The sequence below is a fragment of the Arthrobacter sp. 9E16 genome, from assembly GCF_002929435.1.
In the GTDB taxonomy this organism is placed as follows: domain Bacteria; phylum Actinomycetota; class Actinomycetes; order Actinomycetales; family Micrococcaceae; genus Arthrobacter_B; species Arthrobacter_B sunyaminii.
This window is the reverse complement of sequence record NZ_PJIU01000002.1, coordinates 253,106-271,890: the sequence shown is the minus strand read 5'-3', so window position 1 is coordinate 271,890 and position 18,785 is coordinate 253,106. Positions and strand designations below refer to the sequence as shown.

The following is an 18,785-nucleotide window of genomic DNA, read 5'->3' as shown; positions in this document are numbered from 1 at the left end:
GTTCCTAGGCGCTTTCCCGCAGGGCGTCATGGATACGGATCAGGCGCCAGCGGCCGGAGCTGATGTCATGCGAGAGATCCAGGGTGCGCAGCGGCGAACGCGGGGTCAGCCGGGCCTGTACCCGCCAGATCTCCGAATCCACCAGCCCCGGACCGCGCCCGCGTTCCGCCCGGGCTTCCTCATCCCACCAGTTCCGGCGCTCATACCAGCGCACGGGATCCGCTGCCACCTTGTAGGTGCGGCCGCTCCAGACAAGCCGAAGCGGCTGGCCGGCGGGTGAGCACACCACCTCTACCGCCTCACTGAAGACACCCATTCCAGCTTCCTCCCAGCCGCAGGCGTGCCCGCACCCAAGCCGTCGCGGCGGCCAAAATTGGTTTGTGGACAGCAACTAATTCGAACATATGTTCTAACAGTTTCCAGTGTACGGCCATCATCTGACAATCGGCACTCCCGCCGCCGGATTCCTCCGCGGACGCCCCTAAGCTTCCTCCCCCGCTTCCGTCCGGACCTCGGTGGACAGCGGCGTCTCCCGGATAAACAGGCACAGCACCAGGGCTACTGCGACAATGGGCACACTGAGCAGGAAGATCGGCGGCAGCGCGTGGCCAAAGGCCGCGCCGATGAAATCCTGCACCGGCGCCGGCAGACCGCGCAGCGTCGCCGGGCTCAGGGAATTGATGTCCCCGCCCACCGCTGCCCCCGCCCCCTGCGGCGCCGCGGCAATCTCATTGCCCAGGCGGTGGATGAAGATGGAGCCGAACAGCGCAATGCCAAAAGAGGCACCGATCTGCCGGAAATAGTTCGCCGCGGAAATTGCAGCCCCCATGTCCCTGCCGGGGACGCTGTTCTGCACAATCAGCACCAGGTTCTGCATCAGCATTCCAATGCCCAGGCCCATCACCAGCATCCCGAGCGCCGTGAAGCTGTACGGCGTGGTGTCGGAAATCCGGGACAGCAGCACCAGGCCCGCAATGATCACCGCGCAGCCCAGGATCGGATAGATCTTGTACTTTCCCGTGCGGGAAATCAGCTGGCCGGTGCCGATGGAGGTGAGCAGCAGCCCGCCCATCATCGGCAGCATCATCAGTCCGGATTCGGTGGCAGTGGCCCGGTTGACCATCTGCAGGAAGGTGGGCAGGTAGGAAATGGTGGAGAACATGGCGATGCCCACGGAGATGCCCACCAGCACGGGCAGCAGGAAGTTCCGGTTGCGGAACAGGCCCAGCGGCATGATCGGCTCCCGGGACTTCAGCTCCACCCGCACAAATGCCGCACCCGCAGCCAGGGTCAATGCGGCCAGAGCCAGGATCTGCGGACTTGACCAGGCATAGGTGGTGCCCGCCCACGTGGTGAGCATGATCAGGGCGGCGCTCGCAACGGCCAGCAAGGCAGCGCCGGCGTAGTCCAGCCGCGGGCGGGCTCCCTGGGGTTTGGCCAGGTGCAGGGAGGAGACGACGACGGCGAGCGCCACCGCTCCGATGGGCAGGTTGATGTAGAAGACCCACCGCCAGGACCAGGCATCGGTGATCCAGCCGCCCAGCAGCGGTCCGCACACGGAGGCAATTCCAAAGGCTGCTCCGATCAGTCCCATGTACTTGCCGCGCTCACGCGGAGAGACGAGGTCTCCCAGGATGGCCTGCGCGCCGATCATCAGTCCGCCGCCGCCGAGGCCCTGCAGCGCACGGAAGCCGATCAGCTGACCCATGTCCTGCGCCAGCCCGGACAGCATGGAGCCGACCAGGAACACCACAATGGCGAAAATGAAGATGCTCTTGCGGCCAAACAGATCGCCGAGTTTTCCGTAGATCGGCAGGCCGATGGTTGCTGCCAGGATGTAAGCAGTGACCACCCAGGACAGGTGCTCGAGCCCGTTGAGGTCCCCCACGATGGTGGGCAGCGCGGTCGCCACGATGGTCTGGTCCAGGGCTGCCAGCAGCACGGACAGCACCAGCCCGGTGAAGACCAGGGGCAGGTTCCGTTTGGGCATCGCCGCCGGCGCGGCCTCCTCCCGGTGCCGCCCGTGCTTTCGCGTACCCTGCAGCTGCGTACCCGGCGCAGGCCCCGGATTGCCGGGAACCAATCCTGCCGGGCTCGCGGCGATCCGTGGTGAAAGTGCTTTGTGGGACATGTGGTGCGGTCTCCTAGCCGGCGGTGCCTGATGCCGGTTAACGCTTACCTGGCGGTTGGTTCCTGCTCCGCATCTCCGAGGTGCACCCGCGCGGTCTCGGACAGCGGAATCTGTTTGATGAACAGGGTCATGATCAGGCCGGCGCCCAACGCCGGAATGCCGAGCAGGAAAATTGGCGGCAGGGCATCCCCGAAGGCCTGGGCAATGAAGTCCCGCACCGGCCCGGGCAGCATCTTCAATTCGGACGGGCTGATCGAGTTCACTCCGTTGCGGAGCACTCCGGAGGCCTCCGGCGGTGCGTCCGCCACCTGGTCGTTCAGGCGCTTGATAAAGAAGGACCCGAACACGGCGATTCCCAGTGATCCGCCCATCTGCCGGAAATAGTTGGCGGAGGAGACCCCGGTGCCCATGTCCTTGGAGGGAACACTGTTCTGCACAATCAGCACCAGGTTCTGCATCAGTGCTCCGATGCCCAGGCCCAGCACAAACATGCCCAGCGCCGTGAACCAGTAGGGCGTGGTGTTGGAGATCCGGGAGAGCAGCAGCAGCCCAACAATCATCACGGCCGCGCCGAGTATGGGGTAGATCTTGTACTTGCCGGTGCGGGAAATCAGCTGCCCGGTGCCGATCGAGGTGACCAGCAGGCCGGCGGTCATCGGCAGCATCATCAGTCCGGACATGGTGGCGGAGGCGTCGTTGACCATCTGCAGGAAGGTGGGCAGGTAGGAGATGCTGCCGAACATCGCCAGTCCCACGGACAGGCCCACCAGGGTGCAGACCAAAAAGTTGCGGTTGCGGAACAGCCGCAGCGGCAGCATCGGTTCGGCGGCGCGCAGCTCCACCGGAATGAAAACGGCAATGCCGACGACGGCGGCGGCTCCCAGCCAGAGGATGGTCGGGGACGTCCAGGCATAGGTGGTTCCGCCCCAGCTGGTGAGCATCACCAGCGCAGCGCTGACGAGTGCCAGCAGAGCCGCGCCTGCGTAGTCCAGCGGCGGCCGAGGTCCTGAGCGTGCCGGCAGATGCAGTGACGTGATGATGACGGCCAGCGCAAGGATGCCCAGGGGAAGGTTGATGTAGAAGACCCACCGCCAGGACCAGTATTCGGTCAGATAGCCGCCCAGCAGCGGCCCGCTCACGGACGCCAGCCCGAAGGCCGCGCCGATCAGCCCCATATACCGGCCGCGCTCGCGGGCGGACACAATGTCGCCGATGATGGCCTGCGCGCCGATGATCAGCCCGCCGCCGCCCACACCCTGGATGGCCCGGTAAGTGATCAGCTCGGACATGCTGTGTGCCTGCCCGGACAGGGCTGAGCCGAGCAGGAAAACGGCAATGGCAAACACAAAAATGTTCTTGCGCCCCAGCAGGTCTCCAAGCTTGCCGTAGATCGGCAGCCCGATGGTGGAGGTCAGCAGGTAAGCGGTGATCACCCAGGACAGATGGTCCAGACCCTGCAGGTCTCCCACAATGGTGGGCAGCGCCGTGGACACGATGGTCTGGTCCAGTGCGGAAATCAGTACCGCCAGGATCAGGCCGGCAAACACCAGAGAGATTTGCCGCCGCGAGTGCGGTGCCGGAGCGCCGTCGCTGTGCCGGGACGGCGGCTCGCTGCCGCCGCGGCTCCGGGAGGCTGGGTGTGCGGGGGTTGCGTTCGGAGCGGCGGTCGGGGACGCCAGCAGATGGGACGACGCCGGTGAACCAAGGTCTGTTGCGGCGCGTGCTCCCGGGTGGGTGGCTTCGGCGCCGTGGGCGGTGAACTTTGCGGCCATTGACGCTCCTTGGAGGGGTCGTCTTTCGATATAGTGCCGGACCAGACAGCACTTTCCATTCGACGCCCGCCATCCTGCCAAGTCAACGGTCCGTGCGGAGGGCGGCACGTTGCACGGCCAGTGGCGCTCCTTGGGCCTTCCGCGTTGTTCCGCCCGTGCCGCAGGCGCAAACTGGCACTAACGCCGACCAGCGATAAAAGAAACCGCACGGGATCCGCCAATTCTCTCGGGGCAGGCCATGAACCACACCATCAGCATCATTTTTCGCGCCATACCGCTTCTGATGGGCGCTGTTTGCCTGTCCTACGGCCTCTACATCCTGGCCGGGCGGGACGATGCCGATCATTTTGTCGCCGGACACGTCAACGTGGGGCTGACCGCCATCTGTTATGCACTGTTCACGACGGCGGCCACTATCATCAGACAGCTCATCGACCGCTACGGACGCGTCTGGGGAATCGTCCTGCCGCTCTCCGGCTATGTGGTTGCCGCCGCCGCCGTCATTTGGGGCATCGTTCTGGCCAACCGGGACAACACCGCACAGAACCTCACGGCGGGCTTCGTCGTGATTGGTGTTGGCCTGGTCGCCGCGTGCGTCAGCACCGTTGCCGCCGCATCCACAAAGTTCACGCTGATCCAGTCAGCACAGTTGCTCGATCCTCTGGACGGCCCGCCGGAGGGCGCCCACTCCCGCACCGTCGGCGCCGTCATGATCGCGGTTCCGGCGGCGGCCGCCGTCGTCGGCTTTTGTCTTGCGACCGGACTGTTGGTGCGCGGGGACACTCCCGGGTTCGTTGCCGGCCACGTTCTGATCGGTCTTTCAGCGATCTGCACGGCGCTGATCGCCCTTGTCGCGAGCATAGTGCGCCAGGTGCGCAACGCCTTCAGCGACGGCGAGCGTTTCGCCTGGGCCTGGCTGGTCGCGGCCGCGGGCACGGTCAACGCAGTGCTCGGACTATTCGTGCTGTTCAGCTCCAGCGAGCCCTATCGGCTGGCTCCGGGGTGTGTGCTGATCGGCCTCGGACTGATCTGCTTCAGCATCCTGTCGAAAGTGCTGCTGCTGGCCCTCGTTTGGCGCCGCACGTTTGCCCTGGCCAACCGCATCCCGCTCATGCCCATCGGAACAGCCCTGACCTGTCTGTTCTTCGCCGCGTTCCTCTTTGAAGCCGCAGACACCCAGCCGGCGTTCTTTGTCGGCGCGCACGTGCTGGTTGGACTCGGAGCCATCTGCTTTACGCTCTTCTCCATCGTGTCGATCCTTGAAGAGGGAACCTCGTAGCAGCAAGTTGCACTAAGCAAATTCCATGCCGTCCGCCGGGCGCGGACTTGCCAGCCAGTAACGCGATCCCTCCGGATTCCGCAGGACGATCCCCTCATCCACCAGGTAGCGGCGAACGGCGGCGGGATCGGTGGAATAACCGCCCAGGCGGCCGGTGATCTCCCTTTCGGTCAGGACGGGAATCTCTCCCGGGGGTGCCGGAACGGATTCGAAGACGTGGCCGGCAACGTAGTGGAGCAACTCCAGCCGGTCGGCCTGCCGCCGGGGATACGAAGAGATTTTTCCGTTCACAAGGAACCTGCGCACCGAGGTATCCGGTGCTTCCTTGCCGCTGGCCAGCAACCGGGCAAACACACCGCCTGCGGGATGGACATCGCACGCGCCGGAGGTAACCAGGCCGGCCTTTTGCAGTACGGCCAGCGATTTGCGTTCCTTGGGGTCCAGGTCCTGGCCGTCAAGGGGTGCACCCCGCTCGGCAGCCGTGACTATCCGTGCATAGAGCCGCAGCCGGCGCTCATCCGCGAGCGCAGCAGCGATGGTCCGCCATTGTTCCGGTGCGGTCTGTTCCTGGTCCATATCTGCTTCTCCCCCTGGCTGCTGTCCCGGTGCGGGGCACCTATGACGTGTGAGTACCGTACCCCACACCTGCAACCCGGCATCCCGCCCGCCAGCTAGCTGCGGGAGAAGGCATCCAGTTTGGCCTGGGTCTGCGCTTCATGCCGCACTTTGAGCTCGTAGTCGATGAAGGCATCAATCATGGCCCGGTAGGTGGCCTCCACCACTGTGGCGTCACCGTCCTGGGCTTGTGCTGTGGTTCGGACATGCTCGAGGACCTCCTCGACGCGCGCGGGAGCTTTGACTTCGGCGTCGTTGTCCTTGAGGGAACCGGCGAGGCGCACCAGCCGCTCCCGGCGCCAGATCAGCGCCACGATTTCCTCGTCGATTTCATCGATGGCGGTGCGGACATCGTCCAGCTGGGAGGTCATGGATCGTTGGTGATCAAGGCTTTCCATGACAATAGATTAGCTGGCTGGGGCTCCCGGGTTCTCCGGAGGCCACTGTCCGGCGGACCCGGCATGACCGGGAACTGCCTTCCTGTGATGCCCCGGTGCCACCCGGGAGAGTTTGGAAGGCCACCAGATTCTGCGCCCGATGTCGTAGGACAGGGCGGGTACCAGCAGCGAACGCACCACCAGGGTGTCCAGCAGGACCCCGAAGGCGACAATAAAGGCCAGCTGTGCCAGGAAGAGCACCGGGATCACGCCCAGGGCGGCGAAGGTCGCCGCCAGGACAATGCCGGCACTGGTAATGACGCTGCCGGTAATCAGCAGCCCGCGGACCACTCCTTCCCTGGTTCCGTGAATGATGCTCTCTTCCCGGACGCGGGTCATCAGGAAGATGTTGTAGTCCACGCCCAGAGCCACGAGGAAGATAAAGCCGAACAGCGGAACGGCCGGATCTGCCCCCGGGAAGCGGAAGACGTGGTTGAACACCAGGGCGGAGACACCCATGGTCGCTCCGAAGGACAGCAGGACCGTCAGGATCAGCAGGAACGGGGCCAGCAGCGCCCGCAGCAGGAGCATCAGCAGGAACAGGATCACCACCAGGACCACCGGAATGATCAGGTTCCGGTCATGGGCGGCCGCCGCGTTGGTGTCGATGGTCGTGGCCGTCACCCCGCCCACCAGGACATCGCCGATCCCGGCCACTTTATCCCTCATGGCGGTTACCGCCTGTTCGGCGGCATCGGACTCCGCGGCATCCTTCAGCGTGGCCTCCAGCAGAACTTTCCCGTCCACCACCTTGGGCGCACCTGAGGTTCCCGGGACGGGCGAGGCCTGTACGCCGTCGGCCGTCACCGGAAGCGTTCCGGCCGGGGTGCCCGTAGCATCCACGGCCAGGGCATCCACGCCCTGAACCTCCAGGACTGCACGGGCCACGGTGTCCAGTTCCCCTTCCGGAGCCACAATCAGCGCCGGACTGCCCGAGCCGGAGGGAAAGTGCTCACCCAGGACCTGCTGGCCTTCCTTGGTGGCGGTTTGCCCCAGCACAAAATCGCTCTGCGGCACCCCGGAAGCCCGCAGCTGCAGCAGGCCTGACGCCGCAATCAGGAGCACCAGCGTGGGAATCACCCACGTACGGCGCGGATGAGCCTTGACGGTCCGGGCCACGCGTGGCCAGAACCCTTTGGGAGAGTTCCCGTCCCGGTCCGGATGCTCGGACCCGAAGGCGGGCCGGCGGGGCCAGAAGGCCGCCCTCCCGGTCAGCATCAGCAGTGCCGGCAGCAGCGTCATGGCTGCCAGGAACGCAAAGCCGATGCCGATGGCAGCCACCGGGCCCAACGCCTTATTGGAGTTCAGGTCGCTTAGCAGCAGACAGAGCAGGCCGGCCGTTACCGTAGCCGCAGACGCCAGCACCGGCTCGAAGGTTCCCTTCAGTGCCGCCTTGGTAGCGTCCCACCGGCCCTCATGGTCCCGCAGGGATTCCCGGTACCGGGAGACATAGAGCAGGGAATAATCCGTGGCGGCGCCGATGCCCAGGATGAACAGGATTCCCTGCACCTGGCCGTTCAGGGTGAGCGTTCCGGCTTTGGCCAGATAGAAGACCACCAGGATGGCAGCTGACAGGGCAAGGATGGAGGTCAGCAGGACCAGGAACGGCAGCAGCGGTGAACGGTAGACCACTACGAGGATCACCAGCACCGCCAGTGCCGCCACCAGCACCAGCGACGTGTCAATGCCGCCGAAGGCCTCGGTGATATCCGCCAGCTGTCCGGCCGGTCCGGTGACGTAGCTGTCCAGGCCCGGCGGGATGCCCTCGCGCACCACGCTGCTCAGGTCCTCAACGGTGGCCGAGGCGCTGTCATTGTCCTGCACCGGAACAAAGATTTCCGCTGCCTTGCCGTCGGTGGAGAACTGCGGCGGGGACACTCCGCCGGCCACGCCGCTCACCTTTGAAAGCTCCGACGCCCGATCGGTAATGAAAGTCCGGTCCGCGCCGGTCAGGCCGCCGTCGTTCACATAGACGACGACGGCGGGAATCGCATCGCTGTCCGTGAACTTCTTCTGCAGCTCAGCCACCTGGGTGGATGCCGAACTGGCGGGCAGATACGACGTTTGGTTGTTGTCCGCCACCTCGCTGATCTTGCCGAAGTACGGGCCGCCAATGCCTCCGACCCCGAACCAGACCACAATCAGCACCACCGGAATCAGGAAGCGGGCCCACCCGGTGCGTTTCCGCGTCCGGTTCGCCGATGCCGGATCGTCTGCGCCATCCGGCTCGTGACTTCCGGCCGGGCGACGTGGTGGTGGAGAATTCCGTGCCATAAACCCATGACAGCCCCGCACCCCGGCATGGTCAACGCTTCCGGGTGCCCTGAGCCCTTCCGGCCGGCAGATCGCCCGGAAAGTCACACACGTAAGACACAAACTTTTCGGGCAGGCAGTGGCAAGATCAGGAGGGTGAAACCTTCTTTGTCCGTGATCACCGCAGGCGTGCGGGATCTCGAGGTAACCTACGCGTTTTATTCTTCCCGGCTTGGCTGGGAGGCTGTCCAGCACGTCCCTGAAGAGGTCATCTTTTATCAGGTGGGCCCGGGGCTGCTGCTGGCGTTCTTCCGGCGGGACCATCTGGCAGCCGAAGCCGGTCCCATGGGTGAGGCGGCCGCCGCTCCCGTCACCTTGGGCCACAACGTGGGTTCAGCGGCGGAAGTGGACGCAGTCCTGGCCGAAGCTGCTGCAGCCGGAGGGTCGGTCACGGCACCGGGAACGCAGATGAGCTGGGGCGGCTACTCCGGTTACTTCACCGATCCAGACGGCTACCGCTGGGAAGTGTGCCACAACCCGGGCCTGCGCATCGGGGCGAACGGCCACGTCACTCTCGAGGTCATCGACCCCATTGACACCGATCCGGCGCAGGTTGCCCTCTCCGATTTGACCGGCTAGAACAATCTGACCGGCTAGAACAGGGCCGGCTCAGTCGTTTCAGGGGCGGGGGCAGCCAGCAGCTGCGGCCCGTCGTTGCGGATGCTTCCCACCGCCGGCCCCACTTCCCGCAGTGTCCAGCGTGCGGCCTCACCGTGCGCCTGTGCAACAACCCGGTGAACCAGTGCCGCCGCGTCCGGCGCAGCCGGATCCAGCCACGCGGGCATGGACTGCCGGGAAAGCGGAACCGGCATACGGTCGTGCAGCTCCCCCAGTTCCGCGAGCACGTCCGGCTGCCCGGCGCTGCGGATCTCTGCCGGATCCGGAGCGGCAGCAGTGAGGATGGACGTCGAGAGCAGCCAGCTGCCCGGCTCGCCGGGCGCTTTCGCCGGGTCGCGCCACCATTCGTAGAGTCCGGCAAAAAAGGTCAGCGCCCCGTCCGCACGCTGCACATAATAGGGTCGCTTGGTTTTTCCGGGCCCGGTTTTCCACTCGTAATAGCCCTGCACCGGCACCGCGCAGCGGCGCGAGACAACGGCATCGCGGAAGGTCGGCTTCTCCAGCACCGTTTCGCTGCGCGCGTTGAAGGCGCGCACCCCAGCCGAAGCGTCCTTCGCCCAGCCCGGCACCAGTCCCCACCGCGCCACATGCACCTGGCGCACCCGGCGGCGCTCCTGCTGCCGCTCGCCGACAAACCGTTCCAGCACCACCGGCACGTCCGACGTCGGCGCCACGTTCCAGGACGAGCGCAGCTCCAGGAACGCATCGGCCTCGGCCTCGGCCTCAGCGACCAGGTCCGCCGTCGTCTTCGCCATTACGTAACGTCCGCACATGTTTCCAGTCTGCCAGTCCGTCCGGCCGCCCGCGGGAATTGAACAAGCGCCCCCGAGGTTGTACGGTGCAGTCCCCTGTTCCCGAGCACACAAAAGGAGCCTTTCATGGCCGCCACAGCAGAAGCATTCACCCCCGACGCCGGTTCCATCACTATGTTCTCCACCTCCTGGTGCGGTTACTGCCGCCGCCTGAAGTCCCAGCTGGACGCAGCGGGCATCGGCTACAACGAGGTGAACATTGAGAACGTGGACGGCACCGCCGAACTCGTGGCAGAAATCAACGGCGGCAACCAGACCGTGCCCACCGTGATCTTCCCGGACGGCTCCTCAGCCACCAACCCGTCCGCCGCAGAGGTCAAGGCCCGCCTGGGCGTCTAGTCCTCCCGGGGCCAAAACGTCGCCCAGCCGGTCCGTAGTACAGGTAATGGGGCCAAAAGCGGCATTTATGCCCGTTACCTGTACAACGGAGTGCGGCAAACCTGGCGGCGCCAGTAATTCTCAATACGCAGGCCCGGCGGCCGCTTTCGCGGTAAGGTCACCGGTTATGTGAATCAAGTGCCGGGACCCGGCCGCAAGGTCTGCCCTTCTTCACTGATTCATTCACTCACGTCAACTTCGCGCACATCCGTCCCGCTTCATAGGATGGATGCGGAGCGCCGGACATCGGCGTCCCGCCCGGACACCCCCGAGAGGCAGCACTCATGGTTCATAAGGTTCAGGCCGTAGTCGTCAAGGAAAAGAACGCCCCCGTTTCACTGGAGACCATTCTGGTTCCGGATCCCGGTCCCGGAGAGGCCCTGGTGGACATCCTCACCTGCGGCGTCTGCCATACCGACCTGCACTACAAGCAGGGCGCCATCAACGACGATTACCCGTTCCTGCTCGGCCACGAAGCCACCGGCGTGGTTTCCGCCGTCGGCCCCGACGTCACCGAGGTTGCCCCCGGTGACCGCGTGGTCCTGAACTGGCGTGCCGTCTGCGGTGAGTGCCGGGCCTGCCGCAAGGGCGAGCCGCAGTACTGCTTCAACACCCATAACGCCACCCAGAAGATGACCCTGGAGGACGGCACCGAGCTCACCGCTGCCCTGGGCATCGGCGCCTTCGCGGAAAAGACCCTCGTGGCCGCCGGCCAGTGCACCAAGGTGGACGACGACGTCGACGCCGCCGCGGTGGGTCTGCTCGGCTGCGGCATCATGGCCGGCATCGGCGCCGCCATCAACACCGGAGAGGTCAAGCGCGGCGAGTCCGTAGCCGTGATCGGCTGCGGCGGCGTGGGCATTGCCGCTGTTGCAGGGGCACAGCTGGCCGGAGCCACCACCATCATCGCGGTGGACATTGACGCGAAGAAGCTGGAACTGGCCAAGGCCCAGGGCGCCACGCACGTCATCAACTCCAAGGAAGAAGACCCGGTCGAGGCCATCCGCGCCCTCACCGGCGGCAATGGCGCAGACGTGGTGATTGACGCCGTCGGCCGCCCCGAAACCTACAAGCAGGCGTTCTACGCACGCGACCTCGCCGGCCGCGTTGTCCTGGTGGGCGTGCCCAACCCGGAAATGAAAATCGAACTGCCCCTGGCGGACGTCTTTGGCCGCGGCGGATCGCTGAAGTCCTCCTGGTACGGCGACTGCCTGCCCTCGCGCGACTTCCCGATGCTGGTGGAGCAGTACAAGCTGGGCCGCCTGGACCTGGACGCCTTTGTGTCCGAGCGCATCGGCCTGAAGGACATTGAGGAAGCCTTCACCAAGATGCACGACGGTAAGGTCCTGCGTTCGGTGGTGGTCCTCTAGATGGGCGCGAACATCGACAAGGTCGTCACCTCCGGCACCTTCTCGCTGGACGGCGGCACCTGGGACGTGGACAACAACGTGTGGATCGTCGGTGACGACGCGCAGGTGATCATCATTGACCCGGCCCACGACGTCGACGCCGTGGCTGCCGCCGTCGGTGACCGCGAGGTTCAGGGGATCCTGCTCACGCACGGACACGATGACCACATCCGCGCCGTGGGCGAGGCCCGGGACCGCTTCAGCGCCCCCGTGTTCCTGCACCCTGCGGACCGGATGCTCTGGGACGCCGTGTTCCCGGACGAGGGACCCGACGACGACATCGAGGACGGCGACATCTTCGAGGTGGCTGGCATTACCCTGCAGGCCATCCACACGCCGGGGCACTCCCCCGGCTCCGTGTGCTTCCTGCTGGCTGCCGACGCACCCGGCGACGGTTCACCGGTGGTGTTCAGCGGTGACACGCTGTTCAGCGGCGGCCCCGGAGCCACGGGGCGCTCCTACAGCGACTTCCCCACCATCATCAAGTCCATCCGCGAACGCCTCCTGACCCTGCCGTCGGAGACCCGGGTGCTGACCGGTCACGGCGACTCCACCACCGTCGGTGCGGAGGCACCGCACCTGGAGGAATGGATCGCCCGCGGGCACTAACCTGCTGTTCGGCGGGGCTGGTGTTTCCTTCCGAGGAGCATCAGCCCCGGCGCGCGGAAGCAGCGGTCCCGTGCCTGGCCCGTATCGCCCGCTGCACCGTTTAGGCTCATCAAGTGAACAGCTCCAAAGGTGCCGCGAGTCCGGGCGGATCCGGCCCCGGCACCAGAAACCCCGCGACAGTACAGCACACGGAAGGCTTCCTGATCAGGAAGTTGCGCCGGCTGCCAAGCTGGGGCCTCTTCCTCCTCATCGCAGTTCTCTACACGGTTGTCCTGCTCGGCATGGACTACTTCACAGGAGAGATCCTGGAACCGGGGCGCATCGCCTTCACCGCTGTCACGGGCATAGCCCTCAGCGCCTTCATCCTCTGGTTTGTGAAATGGCAGCGGGCACGAGAGCGCCGGAAGCCTGCGGGCTGGCCCACGGCCACCAACTTCCGGACAGCCCTGTCCTCCGGCGAACTTCCGGAAGGTGCAAGGGCGGAGCAATGGCTTCCGGAACTGTTGAAGGCAATTCGGCACGAGCGACTTATGGCCTGGCTCGGAATGCTCGTGTTCACTGGTTTCGCCGGGTTAGGTGTTTTTCTCATTATCGACAACCCTGACCATCCGTGGTTCTGGGTGGCTGCCACGGTGTTCTTCACCGTGGTGGCAGCCTGGTACCCGATATGGACTCCCCGCCGCCGGAAGAAAATGCAGAACCTCATCGCGCAGCTCCCTGATCAGGAGGCGTAGTGTCAGGACGCAGAACTATCCACTCGTGCGGATGACACGGGCAGGGTTGCCGACGGCGACGATGTTGGATCGGCGGGGATACTGTGCGCCTCCGGGTCGCCTGCAACGCCCGCTCGGTAGTAGGCGTCAGCCAGCTCCGGCGCGGACGAACAACACAAGGGTAAGAACGGCTTGAATTAGTCCGCCCCCTACCAGCGCTAACTACCCACATTCTGAATTTCGGCCAAGTAGTTGCCATCGGGCGGCAAGCGGACTCCAATAGTCCAATGACGAAAGATACCGGCACAGCCACCTCCAAAGCACCAACCGGGCTGAAGCGGGCAATTGGTGCGCCGCTGCTGTTCGCGTTTATTGTGGGCGACACCCTCGGCGCCGGCATTTACACCCTGGTGGGTACCATGGCCGCCGATGTCGGCGGCGCGATCTGGATACCCCTGCTGATTGCGCTGGTCGTTGCTCTGCTCACCGCCGCGACGTACGCGGAGCTGATCACCAAATATCCCCACGCCGGCGGTGCCGCGCGTTACGCCGACCGGGCTTTCGGCATCCCCTATGTGTCATTCCTCGTCGGCTTCCTGATGATGGCCTCAGGAATCACCACAGCCGCTGCCCTTGCTAACGCTTTCGCTGGCGATTATTTGACAGCGATCATCGATGTTCCGGCCGCCCCTGCAGCAATCGTGTTCATCATCCTGCTGACCCTGATCAATCTTCGCGGCGTCCGGGAGTCCCTCGGGGCGAACCTCGTCGCCTCCATCATCGAGGTAACCGGTCTCGTCATTGTCATCGTTGTCGCCGCCATCGTCTTCACCTCCGGCAACGGAGACCCGTCCCGCCTCCTTGAGTTCGCACCGGACGTACCGCCCCTCCAAGGCGCCTTCGCCGCATCGATTGTCGCCTTCTTCTCTTTCCTCGGTTTCGAGGCCGCAGCCAACATGGCCGAGGAAGTGCGCAACCCGTCCAAGGCCTACCCCCGCGCCTTGTTCGGCGCCATCAGCACCGCCGGGGTCGTCTATCTCCTCATCGCCATCGGGGCGGTCATCGTCCTGCCGCCGGCTGATCTGGCCGAATCCACCGGACCTCTGCTCGATGTTGTCTCCGCCAGCGGCGTCGGAATCCCGCCGGGAGTCTTCAGCATTATCGCTCTGATCGCCATTTCCAACGGTGCGCTGCTGTTCATGGTGATGGCCAGCCGTGTCGGCTACGGATTAGCCGAAGCCGAGCTGCTCCCCCGTGCCTTCAGCCGCGTGCTGCCCGGCCGCCGCACTCCCTGGGTCTCCATCGTGGTCATTGCCGGTTTGACGATCGTCCTTACCCTCACCGGAAATGTCGCCACTTTGGCGGAAACCACGGTGCTGCTCCTGCTCCTGGTGTTCCTTTCTGCCAACGTCAGCGTCCTCGTCCTCAAAAAGGACAAGGTCGACCACGACCACTTCACCGCCCCCCGCATCCTGCCGGTCCTCGCGATCATTGCGAGCATCGCACTCCTCACGCAGCAATCCGCGACCATCTGGCTCAGCGCCGCCGTGTATGTAGTGATCGGTTCCCTGTTGTTCCTCGCGGCCCGGGCCGGACGCAAACACCAGGAGCGAGTGGACGCCCGCTGAGCTGCAGCGTCATAGCTTTGTAACCCCATGGCAAAGGCCCCGTGTCTCTGCTAATTGGCAGAGAGACGGGGCCTTCCGGGGGATTGGAAGTGAACCAATCGTTGAGGCTTAGGGCCGGCCGTAACGTGTTCTCACGAAGTACAAGCCAACGAGGGAAATCACCGCGATGGCCATGTAGTAAAACCCCGGTGCGCTCAACGACCCGGTGACACTCAACAGCCAGGTCAGCACCAGCGGTGCAATACCCCCCAGCAACGTCACACCAACGTTATAGGTGACTGCCAGCCCGGTTCCCCGAATCGCTGCCGGGAACATCGAGGAGAGCAAGGCAGGAAGCGGTCCAAAGTAGAACGCCATGATCACGCCGAGTATGCCGATAACCATTACAAGTGTTGGCACCGTTGGATTGGTGACCAAGAGCTGGAAAAGCGGCCAAGCCAGGAGCAGCGCACCGATTGCCGCATAAGTCATCACCTTTGCGGGTCCCACCCGGTCCGCGAGGTGACCAACAAACGGCACGCCCACGAGGGTAACAATGCCGGCAACCACGCCGCCGAGGTATGCCGCAGTTGCCGGGATTTCCAGGTTTGTCACGGCAAATGTGGGCATGTAGAGAATCATGTAAACGGAGATTGTCGCCACACCAATGACAGCTGAACCGGCAAGCAGGCGCCCATAATGGTTCACGATCAAGGTCTTGACCGGAGAAGATTCCTTTTCACTGTGAATGAAATCCTCGGTCTCCGAAAGCCTGGCGCGGATGTAGAGTCCCACCGGACCAATAAGCAGGCCGACGAAAAACGGCACACGCCAGCCCCAGCTGTTCAGCGCCTCTTCGGAGAGTCCTTCAGTCAGCGCGAAGCCAAAGGCTGAGGCCAGCAGCATTGAGGCGCCCTGGCTTGCCACCTGCCAAGACGAATAAAACGCTTTCTTGTGCGGTGCCGTCTCGATCAGAAATGCAGTTGCAGTGCCAAATTCGCCGCCTGCGGAGAAACCCTGGATGAGGCGTGAGAGTAGGATAATTACCCCGCCCCACATGCCAACCTGGGCGTAGGTGGGCGCCACTGCCATGATCAACGTGCCGACCATCATCAGCAGCAGGGTCAGTGAGAGTGCACTCTTGCGCCCCTTGCGGTCCGCGTAACTACCGAGCACCAGGCCGCCCAGAGGGCGGATCAGGTAGGAAATCGCAAAAGTGGCAAAGGTGAGAATCAGTGCGAACACCGGGTCCGAATCCGGGAAGAAGTTCTTGGCAATGACGGTTGCAAAGGTTGCGTAGACGATGATGTCGAACCATTCAAGGGCGGCACCAATCGAGCTGCTGATCACCGCCTTCTTAGCATCTTTGAATTGCTTCGGAGTTATCGTTGACGCTGCGCTCATGAGAGGCTCCCGGTGGGCGTGGGCTGAGGGTTGGCAGACTGTGCGGTGAGTGCTTCCACAAGGTTGTCGATGAATGATTCGCACGCGGCAATCTGCTCCAGTGCGATGAATTCGTCAGGTGCATGAGCCTGGGCAATGTCGCCGGGGCCGCAAACTACCGTGGGAATGCCCGCATTCGAGAACAGTCCCGCCTCGGTACCGTAGGTCACCTTATCCGGGCTTGGCGTTCCACCCAGTTCGGATGCCAGGGAGACTATGGAGTCCTCCTCGGGAGTATCAAGCCCCGGTGTCTGGGCCAGCACCGTGAAATCAACGCGGGCTTTTGGGTTCCGCTCCTTCATGAGCGCCTCAATGCGCAGCGCTTCGGCACGGAATTCTTCAATGAGTTCCACCGGGTCATCATCCGCAATGGAACGGAATTCAAAGTGAAGCGTGCATGCTGCCGGTATGGTGTTTACCGCGATACCGCCCTGAATTTGGTTCACAGTGGCAGTGGTGTAGGGGACAATGAAGGCTTCATCAGACGCACCGGCACCGGCGAACTTCTCAGCCTTGGCATCAACAAAGGCCGCAAAATCGGCGGCGGCAGCAATCGCATTGACTCCCTGCGGGGTCAGTGAGGAATGTGCTGCAATACCGTGAAAATCCACCTTGATGACATTGACCGATTTGTGCCCCCGCACCACGCGCATCGAGGTTGGCTCCCCCACAATGGCACCGCGCGGCTTCAGACCCTCGGCCGTGATGGCCTCTACCAGGCCAACCGCACCGATGCAGCCAACTTCCTCATCGTAGGAGAAGGCCAGATGGATGGGTTCGCTGAGTTCGGCAGCAACGATGGAGTCGAGTTTGGCCATCACCACGCCAACAAAGGATTTCATGTCACAGGCGCCGCGGGCATAAAGCTTGCCATCACGTATTTCAGGGGTGAAAGGGTCAGAGCCCCAGTCCTGTCCGTCGACGGGCACAACATCGGTGTGTCCGGAAAGCACAATGCCACCGGTCCGTGTGCCGTCGCCCGCAGGAATGGTGGCGAGCAAATTTGCCTTCTGACCGGTTGCATCGTGAACCAGCTTGGATTCGATGCCCAGGGCTTTGAGGCGCTCACCCACATACTCGATCAGCGGAAGGTTGCTGTCCCGGCTGACTGTCTCAAAATTGATCAGCCTGGTAATTTCCTCAAGCGTTGCATCGCTCGGTGTTGGTGACATGTTTTACTCCCGGTCTTCATCGAGACAACTGCTGAGGTCCCGCATTATCAGCGGACTGACAGTCGAGAGTCTGTCACTGTGGGCCATCCTTGTCACACTAATTCGGGCTCGGCCGTCATATTCTCATTGCGCGGCACGCGACTTCACTTATTCTGTCTAACAGTTCATGTGAGGAAGGTTGGTGACCAGGCACGTAGTTTTGGTCGGTCGGCCTTGGATTCCTATCTTTCTCGGGGTTGTCACCTTGGTTATCGGAATCACTGGACTCGTGGTCACCACGATGCAGCCGGCGTCCGAGGTAAGGATCGTTAGTTTGAAGAAGCGTGATAGGTCCGAATCTTAGTAACCATCGCAGTAGTCAACGCAACAGCCTCAAGAATGGCAGGTAGACCGCGGCATACCGTTCTTCCGAGAACGTCCCACTCCGCGTCGGGAGAGAGCAACGATTCGAGATCTGTTGCGTCGATGCTTGCGAGGGCAACAGCGAAGCGGCGGGTGATCTCGTGGCGAGGTGCGTTGCCGCAGTTGGGTTCGCTGTGTACTCGGATTGTCATGGGACGAATCTTGGTTTTCCGGGTGGGCGGGTGTCAACCAGCTGCCCACCCCTTCAAAGGCCCTGTTCGCCGGCCTGTTCCAGGAGCCATGTCTCGACATCTGGCCATGCAACCTGCAACTCACCGTTGAGGCCCTCGTGGTCGTACCCTGGATACTGCTTCCACGGGACACCCCGCCGACTCAAACCGTCGGCCAACTCATCATGAGGCAGGACCATCCCGACAGCATCATGATCCTGGTCGCCCCAGAAGCAATAGAGCGGACTGGGAGCACTATCAATCAGGGAATTCGGGGCTAGGCTGGCGAGCTCACGGTAGAAAATGGCACCCGCCACAGGATCGAACCTGTGATCAATCTGCGCCCAGAGGGACTCGTCCTGCTCCATTTCCGCCATCTGCACATCAACGTCGCGGGAAGTGATTCCGTAGTCTCCAAGCAGGGGGAAACCACCCGCGGCAACGGCCACTACAGACCCATGCTCGGCTAACCGCTGTGCCAGCCAAGGGCCGAATGCACCAGTGAACGAATAACCGAAAAACAGGAAGCGTGGAAACCCCAGGTTTAGAGCCACTTGGCGCAAGTCGCTGGCCCAGCGGTCAGGATTGTATGGTCCACGAGTTCGCGTGCTGGCTCCGAAGTCGCGGGGCGAGGCAATGATGACGGTGAATCGACGCGCCATCAGTTCCACCAACTCGGGAAACCACGTGTAGTTACATTCCGGTGCAAGCAAGGCAGGACCGGAACCCGTGACCCTGAACGCTATCTTTGCCCCGTCAATATCCATGAAATCCATGTGAGTGACTGTAGACAACCAAGAGGCAGAAGCTTCGGGGCACGCATGTTGAGCTTGGCGTCGCGATTGCTCAAGGCAGAAGAATAATCCTGCATTCCCCGGCCGGAGTCATAGATGACCCCGGGACCA

General features: G+C 63.5%; 17 protein-coding genes. 7 read left to right on the top strand and 10 right to left on the bottom strand.

Annotated features, from left to right (window positions below; all coding sequences use genetic code 11):
- Nucleotides 1–4 precede the first annotated feature (4 nt).
- The 3 genes from CXR00_RS08015 to CXR00_RS08005 form a co-directional block, all read right to left on the bottom strand.
- Entirely contained in the window at nucleotides 5–316 is a 312-nt protein-coding gene (locus CXR00_RS08015; protein WP_104054007.1) for a DUF6504 family protein, read from the bottom strand.
- A gap of 165 nt (nucleotides 317–481) precedes the next feature.
- Nucleotides 482–2,131, bottom strand: coding sequence for an MDR family MFS transporter (locus CXR00_RS08010; protein ID WP_104054006.1), 1,650 nt, complete (start codon nucleotides 2,129–2,131; stop codon nucleotides 482–484).
- A 44-nt stretch (nucleotides 2,132–2,175) separates the two neighbouring features.
- Nucleotides 2,176–3,903 carry an MDR family MFS transporter gene (locus tag CXR00_RS08005; RefSeq protein ID WP_104054005.1) on the bottom strand — a complete coding sequence of 576 codons (1,728 nt, stop codon included), beginning with the start codon at nucleotides 3,901–3,903 and terminating at the stop codon, nucleotides 2,176–2,178.
- A gap of 238 nt (nucleotides 3,904–4,141) precedes the next feature.
- Between CXR00_RS08005 and CXR00_RS08000 the strand changes: the two genes are divergently transcribed.
- Complete coding sequence (locus CXR00_RS08000) at nucleotides 4,142–5,182, top strand: DUF2776 family protein (protein WP_104054004.1); 1,041 nt, start codon at nucleotides 4,142–4,144, stop codon at nucleotides 5,180–5,182.
- A gap of 12 nt (nucleotides 5,183–5,194) precedes the next feature.
- Here the strand turns inward: CXR00_RS08000 and CXR00_RS07995 are convergent, their stop codons facing one another.
- The 3 genes from CXR00_RS07995 to CXR00_RS07985 all read right to left on the bottom strand — a co-directional run bounded on the left by CXR00_RS07995 (nucleotide 5,195) and on the right by CXR00_RS07985 (nucleotide 8,508).
- Entirely contained in the window at nucleotides 5,195–5,758 is a 564-nt protein-coding gene (locus CXR00_RS07995; protein ID WP_104054003.1) for a DUF2087 domain-containing protein, read from the bottom strand.
- Nucleotides 5,759–5,853: 95 nt separating this feature from the next.
- Complete coding sequence (locus CXR00_RS07990) at nucleotides 5,854–6,195, bottom strand: chorismate mutase (RefSeq protein WP_104054002.1); 342 nt, start codon at nucleotides 6,193–6,195, stop codon at nucleotides 5,854–5,856.
- Between the two features lie 9 nt (nucleotides 6,196–6,204).
- The gene (locus tag CXR00_RS07985) at nucleotides 6,205–8,508 is read right to left on the bottom strand and encodes an efflux RND transporter permease subunit (RefSeq protein WP_104054001.1); all 2,304 of its coding nucleotides are present in this window, start codon (nucleotides 8,506–8,508) and stop codon (nucleotides 6,205–6,207) included.
- Nucleotides 8,509–8,643: 135 nt separating this feature from the next.
- On the opposite strand from CXR00_RS07985, the gene CXR00_RS07980 reads away from it, so the two are divergent.
- Complete coding sequence (locus CXR00_RS07980; RefSeq protein WP_104054000.1) at nucleotides 8,644–9,126, top strand: VOC family protein; 483 nt, start codon at nucleotides 8,644–8,646, stop codon at nucleotides 9,124–9,126.
- Between the two features lie 14 nt (nucleotides 9,127–9,140).
- On the opposite strand, the gene CXR00_RS07975 is transcribed toward CXR00_RS07980, so the two are convergent.
- Nucleotides 9,141–9,938 carry an SOS response-associated peptidase gene (locus CXR00_RS07975; RefSeq protein WP_104053999.1) on the bottom strand — a complete coding sequence of 266 codons (798 nt, stop codon included), beginning with the start codon at nucleotides 9,936–9,938 and terminating at the stop codon, nucleotides 9,141–9,143.
- Between the two features lie 105 nt (nucleotides 9,939–10,043).
- Here CXR00_RS07975 and CXR00_RS07970 point away from each other — a divergent pair, with 105 nt between their 5' ends.
- The 5 genes from CXR00_RS07970 (at nucleotide 10,044) to CXR00_RS07950 (ending at nucleotide 14,714) form a co-directional block, all read left to right on the top strand.
- Entirely contained in the window at nucleotides 10,044–10,316 is a 273-nt protein-coding gene (locus tag CXR00_RS07970; protein WP_104053998.1) for a mycoredoxin, read from the top strand.
- Nucleotides 10,317–10,639: 323 nt separating this feature from the next.
- Nucleotides 10,640–11,725 carry an S-(hydroxymethyl)mycothiol dehydrogenase gene (locus tag CXR00_RS07965; RefSeq protein ID WP_104053997.1) on the top strand — a complete coding sequence of 362 codons (1,086 nt, stop codon included), beginning with the start codon at nucleotides 10,640–10,642 and terminating at the stop codon, nucleotides 11,723–11,725.
- The gene (locus tag CXR00_RS07960; protein ID WP_104053996.1) at nucleotides 11,726–12,373 is read left to right on the top strand and encodes an MBL fold metallo-hydrolase; all 648 of its coding nucleotides are present in this window, start codon (nucleotides 11,726–11,728) and stop codon (nucleotides 12,371–12,373) included.
- Nucleotides 12,374–12,486: 113 nt separating this feature from the next.
- A complete protein-coding gene (locus CXR00_RS07955; RefSeq protein WP_146068465.1) occupies nucleotides 12,487–13,107 on the top strand; it encodes a hypothetical protein in 621 nt (206 codons plus the stop codon).
- 266 nt (nucleotides 13,108–13,373) lie between these two features.
- Nucleotides 13,374–14,714, top strand: a complete 1,341-nt coding sequence (locus tag CXR00_RS07950) for an APC family permease (protein WP_104053994.1) — start codon at nucleotides 13,374–13,376, stop codon at nucleotides 14,712–14,714.
- Nucleotides 14,715–14,822: 108 nt separating this feature from the next.
- On the opposite strand, the gene CXR00_RS07945 is transcribed toward CXR00_RS07950, so the two are convergent.
- The 3 genes from CXR00_RS07945 to CXR00_RS07935 form a co-directional block, all read right to left on the bottom strand.
- Nucleotides 14,823–16,097 (bottom strand): MFS transporter, encoded by a 1,275-nt coding sequence (locus CXR00_RS07945; RefSeq protein ID WP_104053993.1) that lies wholly within the window; start codon nucleotides 16,095–16,097, stop codon nucleotides 14,823–14,825.
- Entirely contained in the window at nucleotides 16,094–17,308 is a 1,215-nt protein-coding gene (argE, locus tag CXR00_RS07940) for an acetylornithine deacetylase (protein ID WP_104053992.1), read from the bottom strand. Before argE ends, CXR00_RS07945 begins: the two co-directional genes overlap by 4 nt.
- Before the next feature lie 607 nt (nucleotides 17,309–17,915).
- Nucleotides 17,916–18,656: an alpha/beta fold hydrolase gene (locus CXR00_RS07935; RefSeq protein WP_104053991.1), complete on the bottom strand. Its 741-nt coding sequence runs from the start codon at nucleotides 18,654–18,656 to the stop codon at nucleotides 17,916–17,918.
- Nucleotides 18,657–18,785: the final 129 nt, after the last annotated feature.